This is a genomic window from Streptococcus mitis, assembly GCF_013305725.1.
Taxonomy (GTDB): Bacteria; Bacillota; Bacilli; order Lactobacillales; family Streptococcaceae; genus Streptococcus; species Streptococcus mitis_BO.
In genome coordinates this window covers 1411531-1429060 of sequence record NZ_CP047883.1, presented here as the reverse complement: position 1 = coordinate 1429060, position 17530 = coordinate 1411531, and the positions used below count along the sequence as shown (strand labels likewise).

At 37.1% G+C, this 17530-nt stretch carries 10 protein-coding genes; 9 read left to right on the top strand and 1 reads right to left on the bottom strand.

Annotated features, from left to right (window positions below; genetic code table 11):
* Nucleotides 1-17 precede the first annotated feature (17 nt).
* Nucleotides 18-203 carry a hypothetical protein gene (locus M594_RS07025; RefSeq protein WP_173876351.1) on the bottom strand — a complete coding sequence of 62 codons (186 nt, stop codon included), beginning with the start codon at nucleotides 201-203 and terminating at the stop codon, nucleotides 18-20.
* 123 nt (nucleotides 204-326) lie between these two features.
* Here M594_RS07025 and M594_RS07020 point away from each other — a divergent pair, with 123 nt between their 5' ends.
* From M594_RS07020 to glyQ, 9 genes are all read left to right on the top strand, one after another.
* Nucleotides 327-2807 carry a bifunctional DnaQ family exonuclease/ATP-dependent helicase gene (locus M594_RS07020; protein WP_419991827.1) on the top strand — a complete coding sequence of 827 codons (2481 nt, stop codon included), beginning with the start codon at nucleotides 327-329 and terminating at the stop codon, nucleotides 2805-2807.
* Between the two features lie 4 nt (nucleotides 2808-2811).
* Entirely contained in the window at nucleotides 2812-4035 is a 1224-nt protein-coding gene (locus M594_RS07015) for an FtsW/RodA/SpoVE family cell cycle protein (protein WP_173876349.1), read from the top strand.
* Nucleotides 4036-4045: 10 nt separating this feature from the next.
* The gene (locus M594_RS07010) at nucleotides 4046-4600 is read left to right on the top strand and encodes a DJ-1 family glyoxalase III (RefSeq protein ID WP_173876348.1); all 555 of its coding nucleotides are present in this window, start codon (nucleotides 4046-4048) and stop codon (nucleotides 4598-4600) included.
* 85 nt (nucleotides 4601-4685) lie between these two features.
* Nucleotides 4686-5249: an HAD family hydrolase gene (locus M594_RS07005; RefSeq protein WP_173876347.1), complete on the top strand. Its 564-nt coding sequence runs from the start codon at nucleotides 4686-4688 to the stop codon at nucleotides 5247-5249.
* A gap of 14 nt (nucleotides 5250-5263) precedes the next feature.
* Nucleotides 5264-7210, top strand: a complete 1947-nt coding sequence (gene gyrB / locus M594_RS07000; protein ID WP_000134040.1) for a DNA topoisomerase (ATP-hydrolyzing) subunit B — start codon at nucleotides 5264-5266, stop codon at nucleotides 7208-7210.
* Between the two features lie 85 nt (nucleotides 7211-7295).
* A complete protein-coding gene (gene ezrA, locus M594_RS06995) occupies nucleotides 7296-9023 on the top strand; it encodes a septation ring formation regulator EzrA (protein WP_173876346.1) in 1728 nt (575 codons plus the stop codon).
* Nucleotides 9024-9120: 97 nt separating this feature from the next.
* Nucleotides 9121-10512, top strand: coding sequence for a peptidoglycan-N-acetylglucosamine deacetylase PgdA (gene pgdA, locus M594_RS06990; RefSeq protein WP_173876345.1), 1392 nt, complete (start codon nucleotides 9121-9123; stop codon nucleotides 10510-10512).
* A gap of 207 nt (nucleotides 10513-10719) precedes the next feature.
* A complete protein-coding gene (locus M594_RS06985) occupies nucleotides 10720-15891 on the top strand; it encodes a S8 family serine peptidase (RefSeq protein WP_173876344.1) in 5172 nt (1723 codons plus the stop codon).
* A 588-nt stretch (nucleotides 15892-16479) separates the two neighbouring features.
* Nucleotides 16480-17397 (top strand): glycine--tRNA ligase subunit alpha, encoded by a 918-nt coding sequence (gene glyQ / locus M594_RS06980; protein ID WP_000038733.1) that lies wholly within the window; start codon nucleotides 16480-16482, stop codon nucleotides 17395-17397.
* The last annotated feature ends 133 nt before the right edge of the window (nucleotides 17398-17530 follow it).

The following is a 17530-nucleotide window of genomic DNA, read 5'->3' as shown; positions in this document are numbered from 1 at the left end:
AGGCGCCTTTATATCTTTTAGAAAAATCCTTTAATCTTTCCAACGAGGCCATCTAGACCTTCAGAACCAGAAATCAACTGCTGAGCTTGGGAGAAGTATTCTCCAAGCTGTTCTTGATTTTCTGCAATAAATGTTTTAGCAGCTTCGAAATCTTTTGTTTCGATTAACTCTTTTACTTGATTAAACAAATCTAATGGGTTCATCCTATTTCTCCTTTTCTGTATAATACTATTCAAACATTTTATAAAAATTTTTTCAAGCAAAGAGATTTTTCTATCGAAGTTAAGGAGTGTCAAACAGGGCTTTTTTTGATATAATTTTTAATGATGAATTCGAGAACTGAGCGGTATGTGGTTGTTGATTTAGAGGCCACTAGCACCGGAAGCAAGGCAAAAATTATTCAAGTGGGTATTGTGGTGATTGAAAATGGTGAAATCGTCGATCAGTATGGGACTGACATCAATCCTCATGAACCCTTGGATTCTCATATAAAAGAATTAACAGGTTTGACTGATCAACGGTTGGCAGTTGCTCCAGAGTTTTCACAGGTAGCTGGAAGGATTTTTGAACTGGTCAAGGATGGTGTTTTTGTCGCGCACAATGTACAGTTTGATGCAAATCTTCTGGCAGAGTACTTATTTTTTGAAGGTTATGAATTGAGAACTCCACGAGTAGATACCGTTGAGTTAGCACAGGTTTTGTACCCTCAGTTTGAAAAGTACAATCTCGGCATTCTCTGTCAAGAATTAGGGATTAAGTTAGACCACGCCCACACCGCTCTCTCTGATGCACAAGCAACAGCAGAGCTTTTGCTTTTTATGCGTCAAAAACTTTTTCAGTTACCAAAAGGACTTTTAGAAACGTTGTTAAATTTTGCGGATAATCTCCTTTATGAAACTTATTTAGTGATTGAAGAAGTATATCAGCGCCAGTCCCTCCTTTCTTCTCACGATTTGATGGAGTTCCATGGACTCTTTCTAAGAAAGAAAAGTAAGTCTTTAAAACCACGTAAGCTATCTAAGGATTTTACTAAAAATATTTCCTTATTAGACTTGGATGAACGCCCTCAGCAAGTTGAATTTGCAGAAAAAGTTGAGCAGTTATTAAAGGAACAGAAAACTGCGTTTATTCAAGCCCAAACGGGACTTGGAAAGACTTATGGTTACCTACTGCCAGCTTTGAGCATGGAAAGTGAAGGGGGTATCCTTGTTAGTGTTCCTACCAAAATCCTTCAAAATCAAATTATGCAAGAAGAAGGAAGTCAATTAAAAGATACTTTTCATATTGATATTCATAGTCTTAAGGGACCTCAAAATTATTTGAAACTCGATAATTTTTATAAAGTACTTCATAGGCCAGAGTCTAACCGCCTATTCACACGCTTTAAAATGCAAATCTTGATTTGGTTAACAGAGACAGAAACAGGTGACTTAGATGAAATCGGGCAGCTGTATCGTTATCAACATTTCATACCTGAACTTGTCCATGATGGAAAACTTTCAAAAACAAGTTTATTTAGTTCTGAGGACTTCTGGCAACGCAGTCAAGATAGGGCTAAATCGAGTCGCCTTTTGTTAACCAATCACGCTTATCTGGTAACACGTTTAGAGGACGATCCAGAGTTTGTCAACAATCGCTTGGTAATCATAGATGAAGCTCAAAAAATGCTGATTGCCCTTGAAAATCTCGCCCAAGAGTCTTATCTTCTCGATGATTTAGTAACACAAGTTGAAAAGTCCTTGGAAACAGAAAAAGATCTTATTCAGAGACGGTTGCTTGAGAGTATCGGGTTTGAATGTCGCTATTTGATAGATCAGTTTTACTCAGGACTTAAGAATGACAAGTGGTTAGATTCTCTTGAAACCTTACGCCAGCATTTTTCTGAGTTAAATCTTCCCGAGTATAGAGATATGACGCACTTTTTTACATCGGACCGTGAATTTTGGCTGGCAACAGCTGAGAAGTCAAGTAAGGATGTCTTAATCTGCTCAAGTAAAAAAGGCCGCTTTCTACTAGCAGATTTATTGCCAGAAGATTGCAGAGTACTTGGCGTATCTGCCACTCTTGAAATCAGTAATAGAGTTTCTTTAGCGGACTTATTAGGATTTACTGAAGCTCCACTTATTACAGTTAAATCTTTACAACAGAAGCAGCAAGAAGTTCTATTAGTAAATGATTTTCCGTTAGTAACTGAACATTCTCCTTTAGATTATGCAGAAGAGGTTACATCAGTTATCCATTCCTTACAGGCGTTTCAAGAGCCTTTGCTTGTTCTATTTACGTCGAAAGAATTACTGTTAGCAGTGTCAGATTTACTAGACCATCCTCATTTAGCCCAATATAAAAATGGGGAACCCAGTCAGCTGAAGAAACGTTTTGAAAAAGGAGAGCGACAAATCTTACTTGGAACAGGAAGTTTCTGGGAGGGGGTTGATTTTTCTACCCATCCTTGCGTTATTCAAGTAATTCCTCGATTGCCTTTCCAAAATCCCCAAGAACCTTTAACACGAAAATTAAATCATGAATTGCGTCAGGAAGGGAAGAATCCTTTCTATGATTATCAGTTGCCAATGGCCATTATTCGTCTCAAACAGGCTTTGGGTAGAACAATTAGAAAAGAGGAACAAGCTTCCATTGCTGTGATATTGGATAGTCGAATTGTTCATAAACGATATGGTAAACAGATTAGACAAGCTTTAGCGAAGGAAAGAACTATCAGAGAGGTGAATAGAAAACAGATTACCTCTACTGTTATTGATTTCCTCCAAAACAACAAAAATGAAAAATCTAAGAAAGAGAAAAGGTGAATATATGAAACGTTCTCTCGACTCTAGAGTCGATTATAGTTTGCTCCTGCCAGTATTTTTGCTACTGGTTATCGGCGTGGTGGCTATTTATATTGCCGTTAGTCATGATTATCCGAACAATATTTTACCCATTTTAGGGCAGCAGGTCGCCTGGATTGCCTTGGGACTTGTGATTGGTTTTGTGGTCATGCTCTTTAATACAGAATTTCTTTGGAAAATTACCCCTTATCTATATGCTCTTGGTTTAGCTTTGATGGTCTTACCACTGGTTTTTTATAATCCAAGTCTTGTAGCTTCAACTGGGGCTAAGAACTGGGTATCCATTGGGGGCGCAACACTCTTCCAACCTTCAGAGTTTATGAAAATTTCTTATATCTTGATTTTGGCAAGAATTATTGTCCAATTTACTCAAAAACATAAGGAATGGCGACGCACAATTCCTTTGGATTTTCTATTGATAGGCTGGATGATTGTTTTTACTATTCCGATTCTAGTTCTCTTAGCTCTTCAGAGTGACTTAGGTACAGCCTTGGTTTTTGTGGCTATCTTTTCAGGAATCGTTTTATTATCAGGAGTTTCTTGGAAAATTATTATCCCAGTTTTTGCAACAGGAGTTACTAGTGTAGTCGGTTTTCTTGCAATTTTTTTGAGTAAGGATGGACGTGCCTTCTTACATCAGATTGGGATGCCAACCTATCAAATTAATCGAATTCTAGCTTGGCTTAATCCTTTTGACTTTGCCCAAACAACCACTTATCAGCAGGCTCAAGGGCAGATTGCGATTGGTAGTGGTGGTTTGTTTGGTCAAGGATTCAATGTATCGAATCTTCTGATTCCGGTTCGAGAGTCAGATATGATTTTCACTGTTATTGCTGAAGACTTTGGTTTTATCGGTTCTGTTTTTGTTATCGCTTTATATCTGCTTCTCATCTATCGTATGCTAAAGATAACACTAAAATCGAATAACCAGTTCTATACCTATATTTCGACTGGATTTATCATGATGCTACTCTTTCATATATTTGAAAATATCGGTGCTGTGACAGGCTTACTTCCCTTGACTGGGATTCCATTGCCTTTCATTTCTCAAGGGGGGTCGGCTATTATTAGTAACTTAATTGGCGTTGGCTTGCTTTTATCTATGAGTTACCAGACAAATCTAGCTGAAGAAAAGAGCGAGAAAGTCCCATTCAAGCGGAAAAAGGTTGTATTAAAACAAATCAAATAAGGAGAAAATCATGGTAAAAGTAGCAGTTATGTTAGCTCAAGGCTTTGAAGAAATTGAAGCTTTGACAGTTGTAGATGTCTTGCGTCGTGCAAATATTACTTGTGATATGGTTGGTTTTGAAGAGCAAGTGACGGGTTCGCATGCAATCCAAGTAAGAGCAGATCGTGTCTTTGATGGAGATTTATCAGCCTATGATATGATTGTTCTTCCTGGAGGGATGCCTGGTTCTGCACATTTACGTGATAATCAGGCCTTGATGAAAGAGTTGCAAAGCTTCGAACGAGAAGGAAAAAAACTGGCAGCCATTTGTGCTGCGCCAATTGCCCTCAATCAAGCAGGGCTATTGAAAAATAAGCAGTACACTTGCTATGACGGCGTTCAAGAGCAAATCCTTGATGGTCACTACGTCAAGGAAACAGTAGTGGTAGATGGTCATTTGACAACCAGTCGAGGTCCTTCAACAGCCCTTGCCTTTGCCTACGAGTTGGTGGAGCAATTAGGAGGAGACGCAGAGAGTTTACGAACAGGAATGCTCTATCGAGATGTCTTTGGTAAAAATCAGTAAAACGGGAGCTATTCTCTCGTTTTTTTACTTGGAAAAATCTAGGAAATCATCGCTTTTTTCATAAAAAAATGCTATAATGAAGGGTATGAAATATCACGATTACATCTGGGATTTAGGTGGAACTTTACTGGATAATTATGAAACTTCAACAGCTGCATTTGTTGAAACATTAGCACTGTATGGTATCACACAGGACCATGACAGCGTCTATCAGGCTTTAAAGGTTTCTACTGATTTTGCGATTGAGACATTCGCTCCCAACTTAGAGAATTTTTTAGAAAAGTATAAGGAAAATGAAGCCAGAGAGCTTGAACACCCGATTTTGTTTGATGGAGTTTCTGACTTATTGGAAGACATTTCAAATCAAGGTGGCCGTCATTTTTTGGTATCTCATCGTAATGATCAGGTCTTGGAAATTTTAGAAAAAACCTCTATAGCAGCTTATTTTACAGAAGTGGTGACTTCTAACTCAGGCTTTCAGAGAAAACCAAATCCTGAGTCCATGCTTTATTTAAGAGAAAATTATCAGATTAGCTCTGGTATTGTAATTGGTGATCGTCCTATTGATATCGAAGCAGGTCAAGCTGCAGGACTAGCTACCCACTTGTTTACCAGTATCGTGAATTTAAGACAAGTATTAGACATGTAAGAAAAAGGAAAAAGATGACAGAAGAAATCAAAAATCTGCAGGCACAGGATTATGATGCCAGTCAAATTCAAGTTTTAGAGGGCTTAGAGGCTGTTCGTATGCGTCCAGGGATGTATATCGGGTCAACCTCAAAAGAAGGTCTTCACCATCTAGTTTGGGAAATTGTTGATAACTCAATTGACGAGGCCTTGGCAGGATTTGCCAGCCATATTCAAGTCTTTATTGAGCCAGATGATTCGATCACTGTTGTCGATGATGGGCGTGGTATCCCAGTCGATATTCAGGAAAAAACCGGTCGACCTGCCGTTGAGACTGTCTTTACTGTTCTTCACGCTGGAGGAAAGTTTGGCGGTGGTGGCTACAAGGTCTCAGGTGGTCTTCACGGAGTGGGGTCTTCAGTAGTTAATGCTCTTTCCACTCAGTTAGATGTTCATGTCCACAAAAACGGTAAGATTCATTACCAAGAATACCGTCGTGGTCATGTTGTCGCAGACCTTGAGGTGGTTGGAGATACGGATAAAACGGGAACAACAGTTCACTTCACACCAGACCCAGAAATCTTCACTGAAACAACAACCTTTGATTTTGATAAATTAAATAAACGGATTCAAGAGTTGGCCTTTCTAAATCGTGGTCTTCAAATCTCCATCACAGATAAGCGTGAGGGGTTAGAACAAACTAAGCATTACCACTATGAAGGTGGGATTGCTAGCTACGTTGAATATATCAATGAGAACAAGGATGTAATCTTTGATACACCAATCTACACAGATGGTGAGATGGATGATATCACAGTTGAAGTAGCCATGCAGTACACAACGGGTTACCATGAAAATGTCATGAGTTTCGCTAATAATATTCATACACATGAAGGTGGAACGCATGAGCAAGGTTTCCGTACAGCCTTGACACGTGTTATCAACGATTATGCTCGTAAGAATAAGTTACTGAAAGACAATGAAGACAACTTAACAGGGGAAGATGTTCGCGAAGGATTAACTGCAGTTATCTCAGTTAAACACCCAAATCCGCAGTTTGAAGGACAAACCAAGACCAAACTTGGGAATAGTGAAGTGGTCAAGATTACCAATCGCCTCTTCAGCGATGCCTTCTCTGATTTCCTCATGGAAAATCCGCAGATTGCCAAACGTATCGTGGAAAAAGGGATTTTGGCTGCTAAGGCTCGTGTGGCTGCCAAGCGTGCGCGTGAGGTAACTCGTAAAAAATCTGGTTTGGAAATTTCCAACCTTCCAGGTAAACTAGCAGATTGTTCTTCAAATAATCCTGCTGAAACAGAACTTTTCATCGTCGAAGGAGACTCAGCAGGTGGATCAGCTAAATCTGGTCGTAACCGTGAATTTCAAGCTATCCTTCCAATTCGCGGTAAGATTTTGAACGTTGAAAAGGCAAGTATGGATAAGATTCTAGCTAACGAAGAAATTCGTAGTCTTTTCACAGCGATGGGAACAGGATTTGGTGCAGAATTTGATGTTTCAAAAGCTCGTTACCAAAAACTTGTTTTGATGACTGATGCCGATGTCGATGGAGCCCACATTCGTACCCTTCTTTTGACCTTGATTTATCGTTATATGAAACCAATCCTAGAAGCTGGCTATGTTTATATCGCTCAACCACCAATCTATGGTGTCAAGGTTGGAAGTGAGATTAAAGAATATATCCAGCCAGGGGCAGATCAAGAAATTAAACTCCAAGAAGCCTTGGCTCGCCATAGTGAAGGACGTGCCAAACCAACCATTCAGCGTTATAAAGGTTTGGGTGAGATGGATGATCACCAGTTGTGGGAAACAACCATGGATCCCGAACATCGCTTAATGGCTAGAGTTTCTGTGGATGATGCTGCAGAAGCAGATAAAATCTTTGATATGTTGATGGGGGATCGAGTAGAGCCTCGTCGTGAATTTATTGAAGAAAATGCTGTCTATAGTACACTTGACGTCTAAAAAATGGGAAATGGGAAATGGTTCCCATGGTTTAAAAAATATGATATAATCATTACGATTGTTTCTAGTATAAAAGGAGTTTAATATGTCTAATGGACAACTAATTTATCTAATGGTTGCGATTGCAGTCATTTTGATTCTGGCTTATGTAGCAGCTATTTTTCTACGCAAGCGAAACGTGACTAGATTAACAGGTCTTGAAGAAAGAAAAGAACAGCTCTATAATCTTCCTGTTAATGATGAGGTCGAAGCAGTAAAAAATATGCATTTGATTGGTCAAAGCCAAGTGGCCTTTCGTGAATGGAATCAAAAATGGGTAGACTTATCTTTGAATTCGTTCGCTGATATTGAAAATAACATCTTCGAGGCAGAAAGTTATAATAATTCTTTCCGTTTCTTTAAAGCAACACATAAGATTGATCAAATTGAAAGTCAAATTGATTTGATTGAAGAAGATATTACATCAATTCGTAATGCCTTATCTGAACTTGAAAAACAAGAGTCTAAAAACAGTGGACGTGTTTTACATGCTTTAGATTTGTTTGAATCGCTTCAAAATACTGTCGAAGAAGATTCAGAGAAATATGGACAAGCTCTTCCAGAAATTGAGAAGCAATTGGAAAACATTCAATCTGAATTCTCTCAATTTGTTACCTTGAATTCTTCGGGAGACCCAGTTGAAGCAGCAGCTATTCTGGATGCTACTGAAAATCATATTCTTGCTTTAACACATATTGTTGACCGTGTTCCAGGTCTTGTAACAACTCTAACAAGTACTTTACCTGATCAGTTAGTGGATTTGGAAGAAGGTTACCGTAAATTATTAGATGCTAATTACCATTTCACAGAAACAGATATCGAGTCACGTTTCCAACTCTTGTATGAATCCTTGAAAAAGAATCAAGAAAATATTCGTCAATTGGAATTGGATAATGCAGAGTATGAAAATACTCAAATTCAAGAAGAAATTAATTCACTTTATGATATTTTTACTCGTGAAATTGCGGCTCAGAAAGTTGTTGAAAGTCTTCTTTCAACACTTCCAACCTATCTCAATCATGTAAAGGAAAATAATAAAGTCCTTGTTCAGGATCTTGAACGTTTGAGTCAAACTTATCTTCTGCCGGAAACAGATGCGAGTCATGTTCGTCGTATTCAAGCTGATTTATCTGCTCTTGAGACTGCGGTTATGGATGTTATTGAAGATCAGTCAGAACCAACTCAAGCATATTCTGTTTTGGAGGAGCAATTAGAAGCTCTCCAAAGCCAACTTAAAGAGATTGAAGATGAGCAGATTTCTGTTAGCCAACGTCTTGCGCAGGTTGAGAAAGATGACATTAATGCTCGTCAAAAAGCAAATGTTTATGTGAATCGCTTGCATACGATCAAACGTTATATGGAAAAGAGAAATTTACCAGGGATTCCACAAAGTTTCTTGAAAATCTTCTTCACTGCGAGTCATAACACAGAAGAATTAATGTCAGAGTTAGAGCAAGAACTAGTTGATGTTGAATCAGTGAATCGAATTCTTGAAATTACAACGAATGACATGGAAGCACTTGAAGAAGAAACATATAATATTGTTCAATATGCAACATTGACAGAACAATTGCTACAGTATTCGAACCGTTACCGCTCATTTGATGAACGAATTCAAGAAGCCTTTAATGAATCATTAGAAATTTTTGAAAAAGAATTTGATTATCATGCTTCATTTGATAAGATTTCGCAAGCTTTGGAAGTTGCAGAGCCTGGTGTTACAAATCGTTTTGTATCTTCTTATGAGAAAACACGTGAGACGATTCGTTTCTAAAAAGCTTAGTTTATTCTAAGCTTTTTTCTTTGCTCAAAAGTCATGAGATTGCTTGTTTATCATTGAAATTAATGCTTGGTTTTGATATCATGTAAATATGAAGAAAAATAGAACAAACCGTAGTAGTCACGCTAAAAAGAGAAGTATTTTACTCGTTTTTGTAGGAATTTTGGGATTGGCGATGATTCTCCTAGGCGGTGCAATCGGCTATAAGATTTTCCAAAAATATACCTTTGAAGAAACTATCCAAACCATTAAAAATGAAAAAGATCAACTTTTCAATGAAGGAAGTCAGAAGGAAAGCTTTAAAAAAGGCCAGGCTGAGATTATTGTTTATTATCCCCTCAAAGGAAATGAGCTTATTCCTTCAATAAAAGATAAGATTAATCAGGATATTAAAGATAAATTAGAAGATAAAGATAACCTTGTTTTTTATTATACAGAGAAACTAGATTCAGTTTTAAAGGGAATTATCACACACAGTATAAGCAAGCAAATCTATGATTTGTCTAATTCTAAGGTAGAGGAGACAGAGAAAACTTCCTTTGGAAAAGTATATTTGACTGAGGATGGTAAATTATTTACCCTGGATCAATTATTTTCAGATTCTAGTAAGGCAAAGGAGATATTGCTAAAAGAACTTACCTCTTTCTTAAAAGATAAAAAATTAGAGCAAGAAAAGATTGATCAGCTTGTTAAAAGCTTTTCTGATCAAGATTTGTCTGCATGGAATTTTGATTACAAGGATAGTCAAATTATCCTTTATCCAAGTCAGGAAGTGGAAAATATAGATGAGATTGCCTTGCCAGTATCCAGTTTCTTTGATGTAGTACAATCCTCTTATTTATTAGATAAGGATGCCGAACTTTATAAGGCTTATTATGAAAAGAAAAATCAAAAAGTAGTAGCTTTAACTTTTGATGATGGACCAAATCCTGCGACGACAAATCAAGCATTAGATACACTTTCTAAGTATGGTATCAAGGCAACTTTCTTTGTTTTAGGTAAGAATGTTTCTGGCAATGAAGAGATATTGAAACGCATGAAAGCAGATGGTCATGTCATTGGGAACCATAGTTGGAGCCATCCAGTGCTTTCAAAACTTTCGCTTGATGAAGCTAAAAAACAGATTACTGATACTGAAGATGCGCTAACTAAAGTGTTGGGGTCTAGCTCCAAACTTATGCGCCCCCCTTATGGAGCCATTACAGACGACATTCGCAATAGCCTCGATTTGAGCTTTATTATGTGGGATGTCGATAGTCTGGACTGGAAGAGTAAAAATGAAGCATCTATTTTGACAGAGATTCAACGTCAAGTTCGTAATGGTTCGATTATCTTAATGCATGATATCCATGCTGAAACAGTGAATGCTTTACCAAAGATTATAGATTATCTAAAAGAGCAAGGATATCACTTTGTTACAGTTCCTGAAATGCTTAATTCACGATTAAAAGCACATGAACTATTCTATGACCGTGATCAGTAAGATTTTTGCTGAATAACTAATTAAATCGTAAGTAATTTTTCAATAAATAAATTTAGTCTTGTATTAATCGAGGCTAAATTTTTTTATGTTTAAATATCATGATAGGATTGGTTAATATTACAATTTTGTTACAAAATAAGTTTTTGATAGAATTTTCTGATAATTTGGTATATAATACTTTTAATTTAAATAAAAAGGAGTGATTTTATGGGAGATTGCAAAGATTTTTGTCATAAAAAGTACCAAGTAGCAACGATTTTTCTGCTAACGGTCTTTGCATTCGGATTTACTTTCGCACAGGTTAGTGCCGATGAGGGAAAATTTGAAACATCCAATCAAGTTACACATGCTGTAACGACTAATAAATTAGATGATTCAAATAAGCTCGCACCGCCAGTCACGGCTGACAAGAATGCTCTAAATTCTTCTTCGAAGGAAAAAACGGAAGTGACAGAATCATTGAAACAAGATGATTCTATAGAATATAGAGATAATAAGTCAGACAAGAATGTAACCACACAGAAAGAAACGACTGCTATAAAAAGTGAAGAGAAGAAGGAAGAATCAACAGTGAAAAGTAATTCTTCTTCGGAAAATTTACAATCACAGTCGTTATCTCAAGGTGAACATAAAGAAAAGCCAAACAGTATCTCCAGTAATGAAATTATTACTGTCCCTAAAACCTGGGAAGCAGGACATAAAGGACAAGGAACTGTAGTCGCTGTTATAGATTCAGGTCTTGATTTGAATCATGAGGTTTTGCGTATTTCTGATCCGTCAAAGGCGAAATTTAAAAATCAGGATGATATCGAAAAAGCTAAAAAGGCTGCTGGTATTGACTATGGGAAATGGTACAGTGATAAAGTAGTATATGCTTATGATTACTTTGATGGAACTGATAATATAAAAGAAGCTGAAAAAGAGTCTCATGGAATGCATGTTACTGGGATTGTAGCTGGAAATCCTGTTAATAAAGCCCCGAATTCTGAGAAGGTTTATGGGGTGGCGCCAGAAGCTCAAATTATGTTTATGAGAGTTTTTTCAGACAGAGATAAAACTACAGCATCTGCCCTCTATGTAAAAGCTATTGATGATGCAGTTGCACTAGGTGCAGATGTGATCAATATGAGTTTGGGTGCAGGTGCGGGTTCAACGGTAGATGCAGGTTCAGATATCATTGATGCAGTAAAAAGAGCACGCGCTAAAGGAGTATCTGTTGTTATTGCCGCTGGTAATAGTAATACTTTCGGTAGAGGTTTTTCACAACCATTGGCAGCAAATCCTGATTATGGTCTCGTAGGAAATCCTTCTACAGTAGAAGATTCAATTTCTGTTGCTTCGATTAATAATAAAATTCTAACTACTGAAGTCTTTGAAGTAAAAGGTTTAGAAAATGACGCTACCCTTGATTATGGTAAGTTTGATTTTAATAGACCTGAAACAGAAAAAGATTTTGAAAAAGGGAAAGAATACGAATATGTAGCAGCAGGTATTGGTCGTGAAGAAGATTTTGCTAATATTGATGTAAGAGGCAAGTTAGCACTGATTCAACGTGGTAAAATTAATTTTTCTGATAAGATTAAAAATGCTCTTCAACATGGTGCAGCTGGAGTTTTAATTTATAACAACGTTGAAGGTGCAAATGTTAGTATGTCTGTTACAGGTGATGCTAAGAAAATCCCATCTGTCTTTATTTCAAAACATTATGGTGAAATTCTTAAGTCTGGTCAGTATAAAATTGTCTTTAATCACAAGATGGATAATCGTAAATCAGACGTTGCAGACCAATTATCAGATTTTTCAAGTTGGGGAGTTACAACTGATGGACAATTGAAACCAGATGTTACTGCACCTGGCGGAAATATCTATTCATCATTTAACGACAATAGCTATGGAAGTATCAGTGGAACAAGTATGGCGGCTCCTCATGTAGCTGGTGTCGCAGCATTAGTCAAAGAATATTTAGCGAAAAAACATCCTGAATTATCAGCTAGTCAAATTTCAGAGATTGTAAAAGCTTTAATTATGTCTACTGCAAAACCACATTTTAATAAACAAACTGGAGCCTATACTTCTCCACGTCAGCAAGGTGCTGGCGTAGTTGACACGATGGCGGCAACAAGCACAGATTTATTTGTAACAGGTGCAAATAACTATCCAAGTGTTACTCTTGGCAATGTTGGTGATAAATTTACCTTTGAAGTTACAATTCATAATATTTCGGATAAAGACCAAACATTGAAGATGATTGTAAATACAAATACGGACGAAGTTGAAGAAGGGAAATTCACTCTCCGTCCACGAAAACTAACTGAAACAGTTTGGCCTGAAGTAACTGTGAAAGCTCATAGTACGAGGACGGTAACAGTTAGTGTAGATACAAGTAAGTTTACTGAAGAACTTAGCAAAATAATGCCAAATGGATATTTTCTAGAAGGATTTGTTAGATTTGTCAATCCTGCAGATGATGGTTCTGTTATTGGTTTACCATTTATGGGATTTAAGGGAGAATTCCAAAATCTACCTGCAATTGAAAAACCAATTTATCAATTGATTAAGGAAGGAAACAGTGGATTTTACTCTGAAATTGATAAAGATAATCCAGGAATTTCACCTTCAGACGATGCAACTTATTTAACAAGTTCTGAAAATGATGTAAATGTTTTAAAAGCAGAGCGTCAAGGCAATCGAGTGACTGTACTCGGAGTGAAACAAGATGCTGAAGGAAAATACCATCTTCAATTAGATGAAAAGGGGAACATCCGGCTTGCTATCTCGCCAAATGAGGATGGCAATAAAGATTCTGTTCGGTTTAAAACTCTTGTCTATAGAAACTTGGTAAATCTTCGTGCGACTGTTTATGATTCATCGGATACAACACACAGTCAGCCTATTTGGCAAAGTCGTCCAACAGACCTTGTAAAAAATTATTTTGATGGCGATACTAGAAATCCAAGAAGTTATATTGTAGATAAAACAGCTTGGGGAGGACAGGATTCTAATGGAAATCGAGTTTCTGATGGAATTTATGACTATGTTATTAGTTATAAGCCAGATGTCCCTGGAGCTGAGGAACAATATACAACATTTAAAATTCAAATCGATACACAAAAACCTCTGATTACTTCGGGATATATTCGTTCTCAAAAAGATCAAGAACAATTTATAGCTCGTAAACCTCAGGATGTAGGAAATGGCGGAATTCTTCTAGAAAAAGTCTTTTATATTCGTCCTTCTGAAAATAGAGAGGCGACAGATTCAGAAATCGAACAGTATCAAATTATCAAACAAAATGAAGATGGTAGTTATACACTTCCTAAGAACATTGATAAATCGAAAATCTTCTATTATGTAGAAGACTTTGCGGGAAATGTAGATTTTATATCTCTCAAAGATCTTGTAGGTGAAGAAAATAGTGGTCGTGTAAAAATTGCTATACTAAACAATAAAACCAACGATGAGATTGATACAACTTATGTTTATCGCATTAAAAATAGCGAAGGACAATATGTAACTGTTGATAAGTCAAAAGATATTAATTTCTTGAAATTTGGGCATTATGTTGCAGAAATTTTTAGCTATGACCGTACAGAGTTGAAATTTGTGAGTGCTCTATCTAAGGAATTTGATTTAACGAAAGAAAATAGTTTTCAAACTATTACCTTCTTGGCTAACAAAATGAAATATGCCCCAGTAACGGTTGGCTTTAATCAAGCTGTTCCTGGAACTACAACGATTACTTTAGTAGGTGAAGACGGTCAGAGTCAAGTCTTGCCAGCTGAAACATATGGTAAACATTCTTATGGTAAGAAAGTGGTTACTGGTGAATATAAAGTTCTTGTAAATCTATCCAACGGTTATGAATTACTCGATAATCTTCAACCATTTAAAGTTTTGTTTGGTAAAAATAATGTTTTGTCACTTTCAGTTGTTTCTAAGTTAGCTCTGATTGCAGCTTTAAATAAACAAATGGAAGTAGTTAAAACTCCGAGATATTATAATACAAAACAGAAGTTAAAAGAGATTTTTGATCAAAGTGTCAAAGATGCGCAACTAGCATTGGGAAGTAAACTTAACCAAGATAAAATTGACCAAATTGTTAAGGCTTTAGAGTCTGCTATGCAAACATTGGATGGTAAGGAATCTGATATCACATCATTGAAGAATGCTATTAAAGCATATGCTGAGACAGTTAAAAAAGGTAAATATATAAATTCTAATCAAGAACTCAAAGGTCAATATGATCGTGAATTTAAACTCTTGGCATTATTAATTACAAAAGATTTGATAACTCAAGATGAAATCGACCGTCTATTGACCGCTTTCTTGAAAGCACAAGACCAGCTGAATGGGAAAGAAACAGATTTCATGAGCCTAAAAAATGTTATCGTGGATGAAGTGAAGTTCCAAGACAAAGATCCAAGATTTTTGACAGCTAGCAAAGAGGAGAAAGATGCATATAATCTTATTTTCAACAAAGCTAAGCTACTTTTGGAAAATGCAGAAGCTAGTCAAGAACAAATTAATGCAGTAATCAATGCTCTAAAAGAGACAGCTGTAAAACTTAAGGCTAATAAAGTAGAGATTCCAACCAAACCAGTTGCACCAGTTAATCCAGTTATTCCAGCTAAACCAGTTATTCCAACTAAACCAGTTGTAACGATCAAGCCAGTTATTCCAACTAAACCAGTTGTAACGATTAAGCCAGTTATTCCAACTAAACCAGTTGTAACAATTAAGCCAGTTATTCCAACTAAACCAGTTGTAACGATTAAACCAGTTATTCCAACTAAACCAGTTGTAACGATTAAACCAGCTACTCCAACTAAACCAGTTGTAACGATTAAGCCAGTTATTCCAACTAAACCAGTTGTAACGATTAAACCAGTTATTCCAACTAAACCAGTTGTAACGATTAAGCCAGTTATTTCAACTAAACCAGTTGTAACGATTAAGCCAGTTATTTCAACTAAACCAGTTGTAACGATTAAGCCAGTTATTTCAACTAAACCAGTTGTAACGATTAAGCCAGTTATTCCAACTAAACCAGTTGTAACGATTAAGCCAGTTTCTCAAGTGCAACCTGTTAAATTAGTAAGTCACAATAGACAAGTCTCAACTATTAAGTCTTCAATTAGCAATGATAAAATTGAGAAAGCTACATCAATTGCAATACATCATTCCAATATAGAAGTTAAGCATGAGAATAAAACACTAGCTGGAAGTGGTCAACAAGTGCTTTTAGCTACAGTCAACAAAGAAGGAAAACAATTACCAGTCACTGGTGAGAATAACATGATTTCTATTATTCTAAGTATTTCAGGAATTTCTCTCTTATTGTCAGTTATTGGACTTGCAACTTTTTTAAAAAGTGAGTAGAGAATACAATACATCTTTCTATAGTTTTTGATTTACAGTATGTTACAATTCTGATATAATAGTCAGGAGGAAAGAAAGTCTTATGGCGTTCTTCAAGCGAGCTTGGGATAGTGGGAGCCAAGTAGGGCAAAATAAAGAACTGGCGCTTTCTGTAGTATTTTTAAAAACAATGAAGTAATAAATTAGGGTGGAACCGCGTTTCTGACGCCCCTAGTCGCAAGGCTTGGGTGTTGAAATTCGGTTCTTTTTGATTTTGAACCTGAGTCTTCTTTTAAGAAAATCAGTCTTTGATTTTCTATATAGTCCTACTGCTTTAGGTCTGTTTAAGCTAGAAGCAGTACTAACTGGTCTTGTCTAGTAAGATTGACTAGGCAGACTCGTGTCGCAAGTAATTTATAGAAAAAGGAGTAAACAATGTCTAAAAAATTGACTTTCCACTGCATCAGTGGCAGAAACCTCCTTACAGTCGGACTGCCCCACGCTCAGCACTAGGGTGCTGAGCTAGACGCAGTACTAACTCGTCTTGCCTCGTATAATCGACGAGGCAGACTCGTGTCGCAAGAAATCATTTTTATTAAGGAGTATTCAATGTCTAAGAAATTAACATTTCAAGAAATTATTTTGACTTTGCAACAATTTTGGAATGACCAAGGTTGTATGCTTATGCAGGCTTATGATAATGAAAAAGGTGCGGGGACAATGAGTCCTTACACTTTCCTTCGTGCTATCGGACCTGAGCCATGGAATGCAGCGTATGTAGAGCCATCACGTCGTCCTGCTGACGGTCGTTACGGGGAAAACCCTAACCGTCTATACCAACACCACCAATTCCAAGTGGTCATGAAGCCATCTCCATCAAATATCCAGGAACTTTACCTTGAGTCTTTGGAAAAATTGGGAATCAATCCTTTGGAGCACGATATCCGTTTTGTTGAGGACAACTGGGAAAATCCATCTACTGGTTCAGCTGGTCTTGGTTGGGAAGTTTGGCTTGATGGGATGGAAATCACTCAGTTCACTTATTTCCAACAAGTCGGTGGATTGGCCACTGGCCCTGTGACTGCGGAAGTTACCTATGGTTTGGAACGCTTGGCTTCTTACATCCAAGAAGTAGATTCTGTCTATGATATCGAGTGGGCTGATGGTGTAAAATACGGAGAAATCTTTATCCAGCCTGAGTATGAGCACTCAAAATATTCATTTGAAATTTCGGATCAAGAAATGTTGCTGGAAAACTTTGATAAGTTTGAAAAAGAAGCTGGTCGTGCCTTGGAAGAAGGATTGGTGCACCCTGCCTATGACTATGTTCTCAAATGTTCACATACCTTTAATCTGCTTGATGCGCGTGGTGCCGTATCCGTAACCGAGCGTGCAGGCTATATCGCTCGTATCCGCAACTTGGCCCGTGTCGTAGCCAAAACCTTTGTCGCAGAACGCAAACGCCTAGGCTACCCACTTTTAGATGAAGCAACACGAGCTAAACTCTTAGCAGAAGACGCAGAATAGTGAGTAATATTGTGCTCTAAAATCGTTAGAGGCAAGTCGAAGACTTGCTAGAGGGATATGCACCGCCGTACTGTTATGTGGGGATTTTTGAAACCTTAGGTTCAAAAATTAGTCAGCTAAATCCACTTTGATG

Bases quoted from the DNA above. Each gene is read 5' to 3' on its own strand.
- M594_RS06985 (WP_173876344.1), top strand. From the start codon at position 10,720: ATGGGAGATTGCAAAGATTTTTGTCATAAAAAGTACCAAGTAGCAACG.
- M594_RS07020 (WP_419991827.1), top strand. From the start codon at position 327: ATGAATTCGAGAACTGAGCGGTATGTGGTTGTTGATTTAGAGGCCACT.
- pgdA (WP_173876345.1), top strand. From the start codon at position 9,121: ATGAAGAAAAATAGAACAAACCGTAGTAGTCACGCTAAAAAGAGAAGT.
- ezrA (WP_173876346.1), top strand. From the start codon at position 7,296: ATGTCTAATGGACAACTAATTTATCTAATGGTTGCGATTGCAGTCATT.
- M594_RS07005 (WP_173876347.1), top strand. From the start codon at position 4,686: ATGAAATATCACGATTACATCTGGGATTTAGGTGGAACTTTACTGGAT.
- M594_RS07010 (WP_173876348.1), top strand. From the start codon at position 4,046: ATGGTAAAAGTAGCAGTTATGTTAGCTCAAGGCTTTGAAGAAATTGAA.
- glyQ (WP_000038733.1), top strand. From the start codon at position 16,480: ATGTCTAAGAAATTAACATTTCAAGAAATTATTTTGACTTTGCAACAA.
- M594_RS07025 (WP_173876351.1), bottom strand. From the start codon at position 203: ATGAACCCATTAGATTTGTTTAATCAAGTAAAAGAGTTAATCGAAACA.
- M594_RS07015 (WP_173876349.1), top strand. From the start codon at position 2,812: ATGAAACGTTCTCTCGACTCTAGAGTCGATTATAGTTTGCTCCTGCCA.
- gyrB (WP_000134040.1), top strand. From the start codon at position 5,264: ATGACAGAAGAAATCAAAAATCTGCAGGCACAGGATTATGATGCCAGT.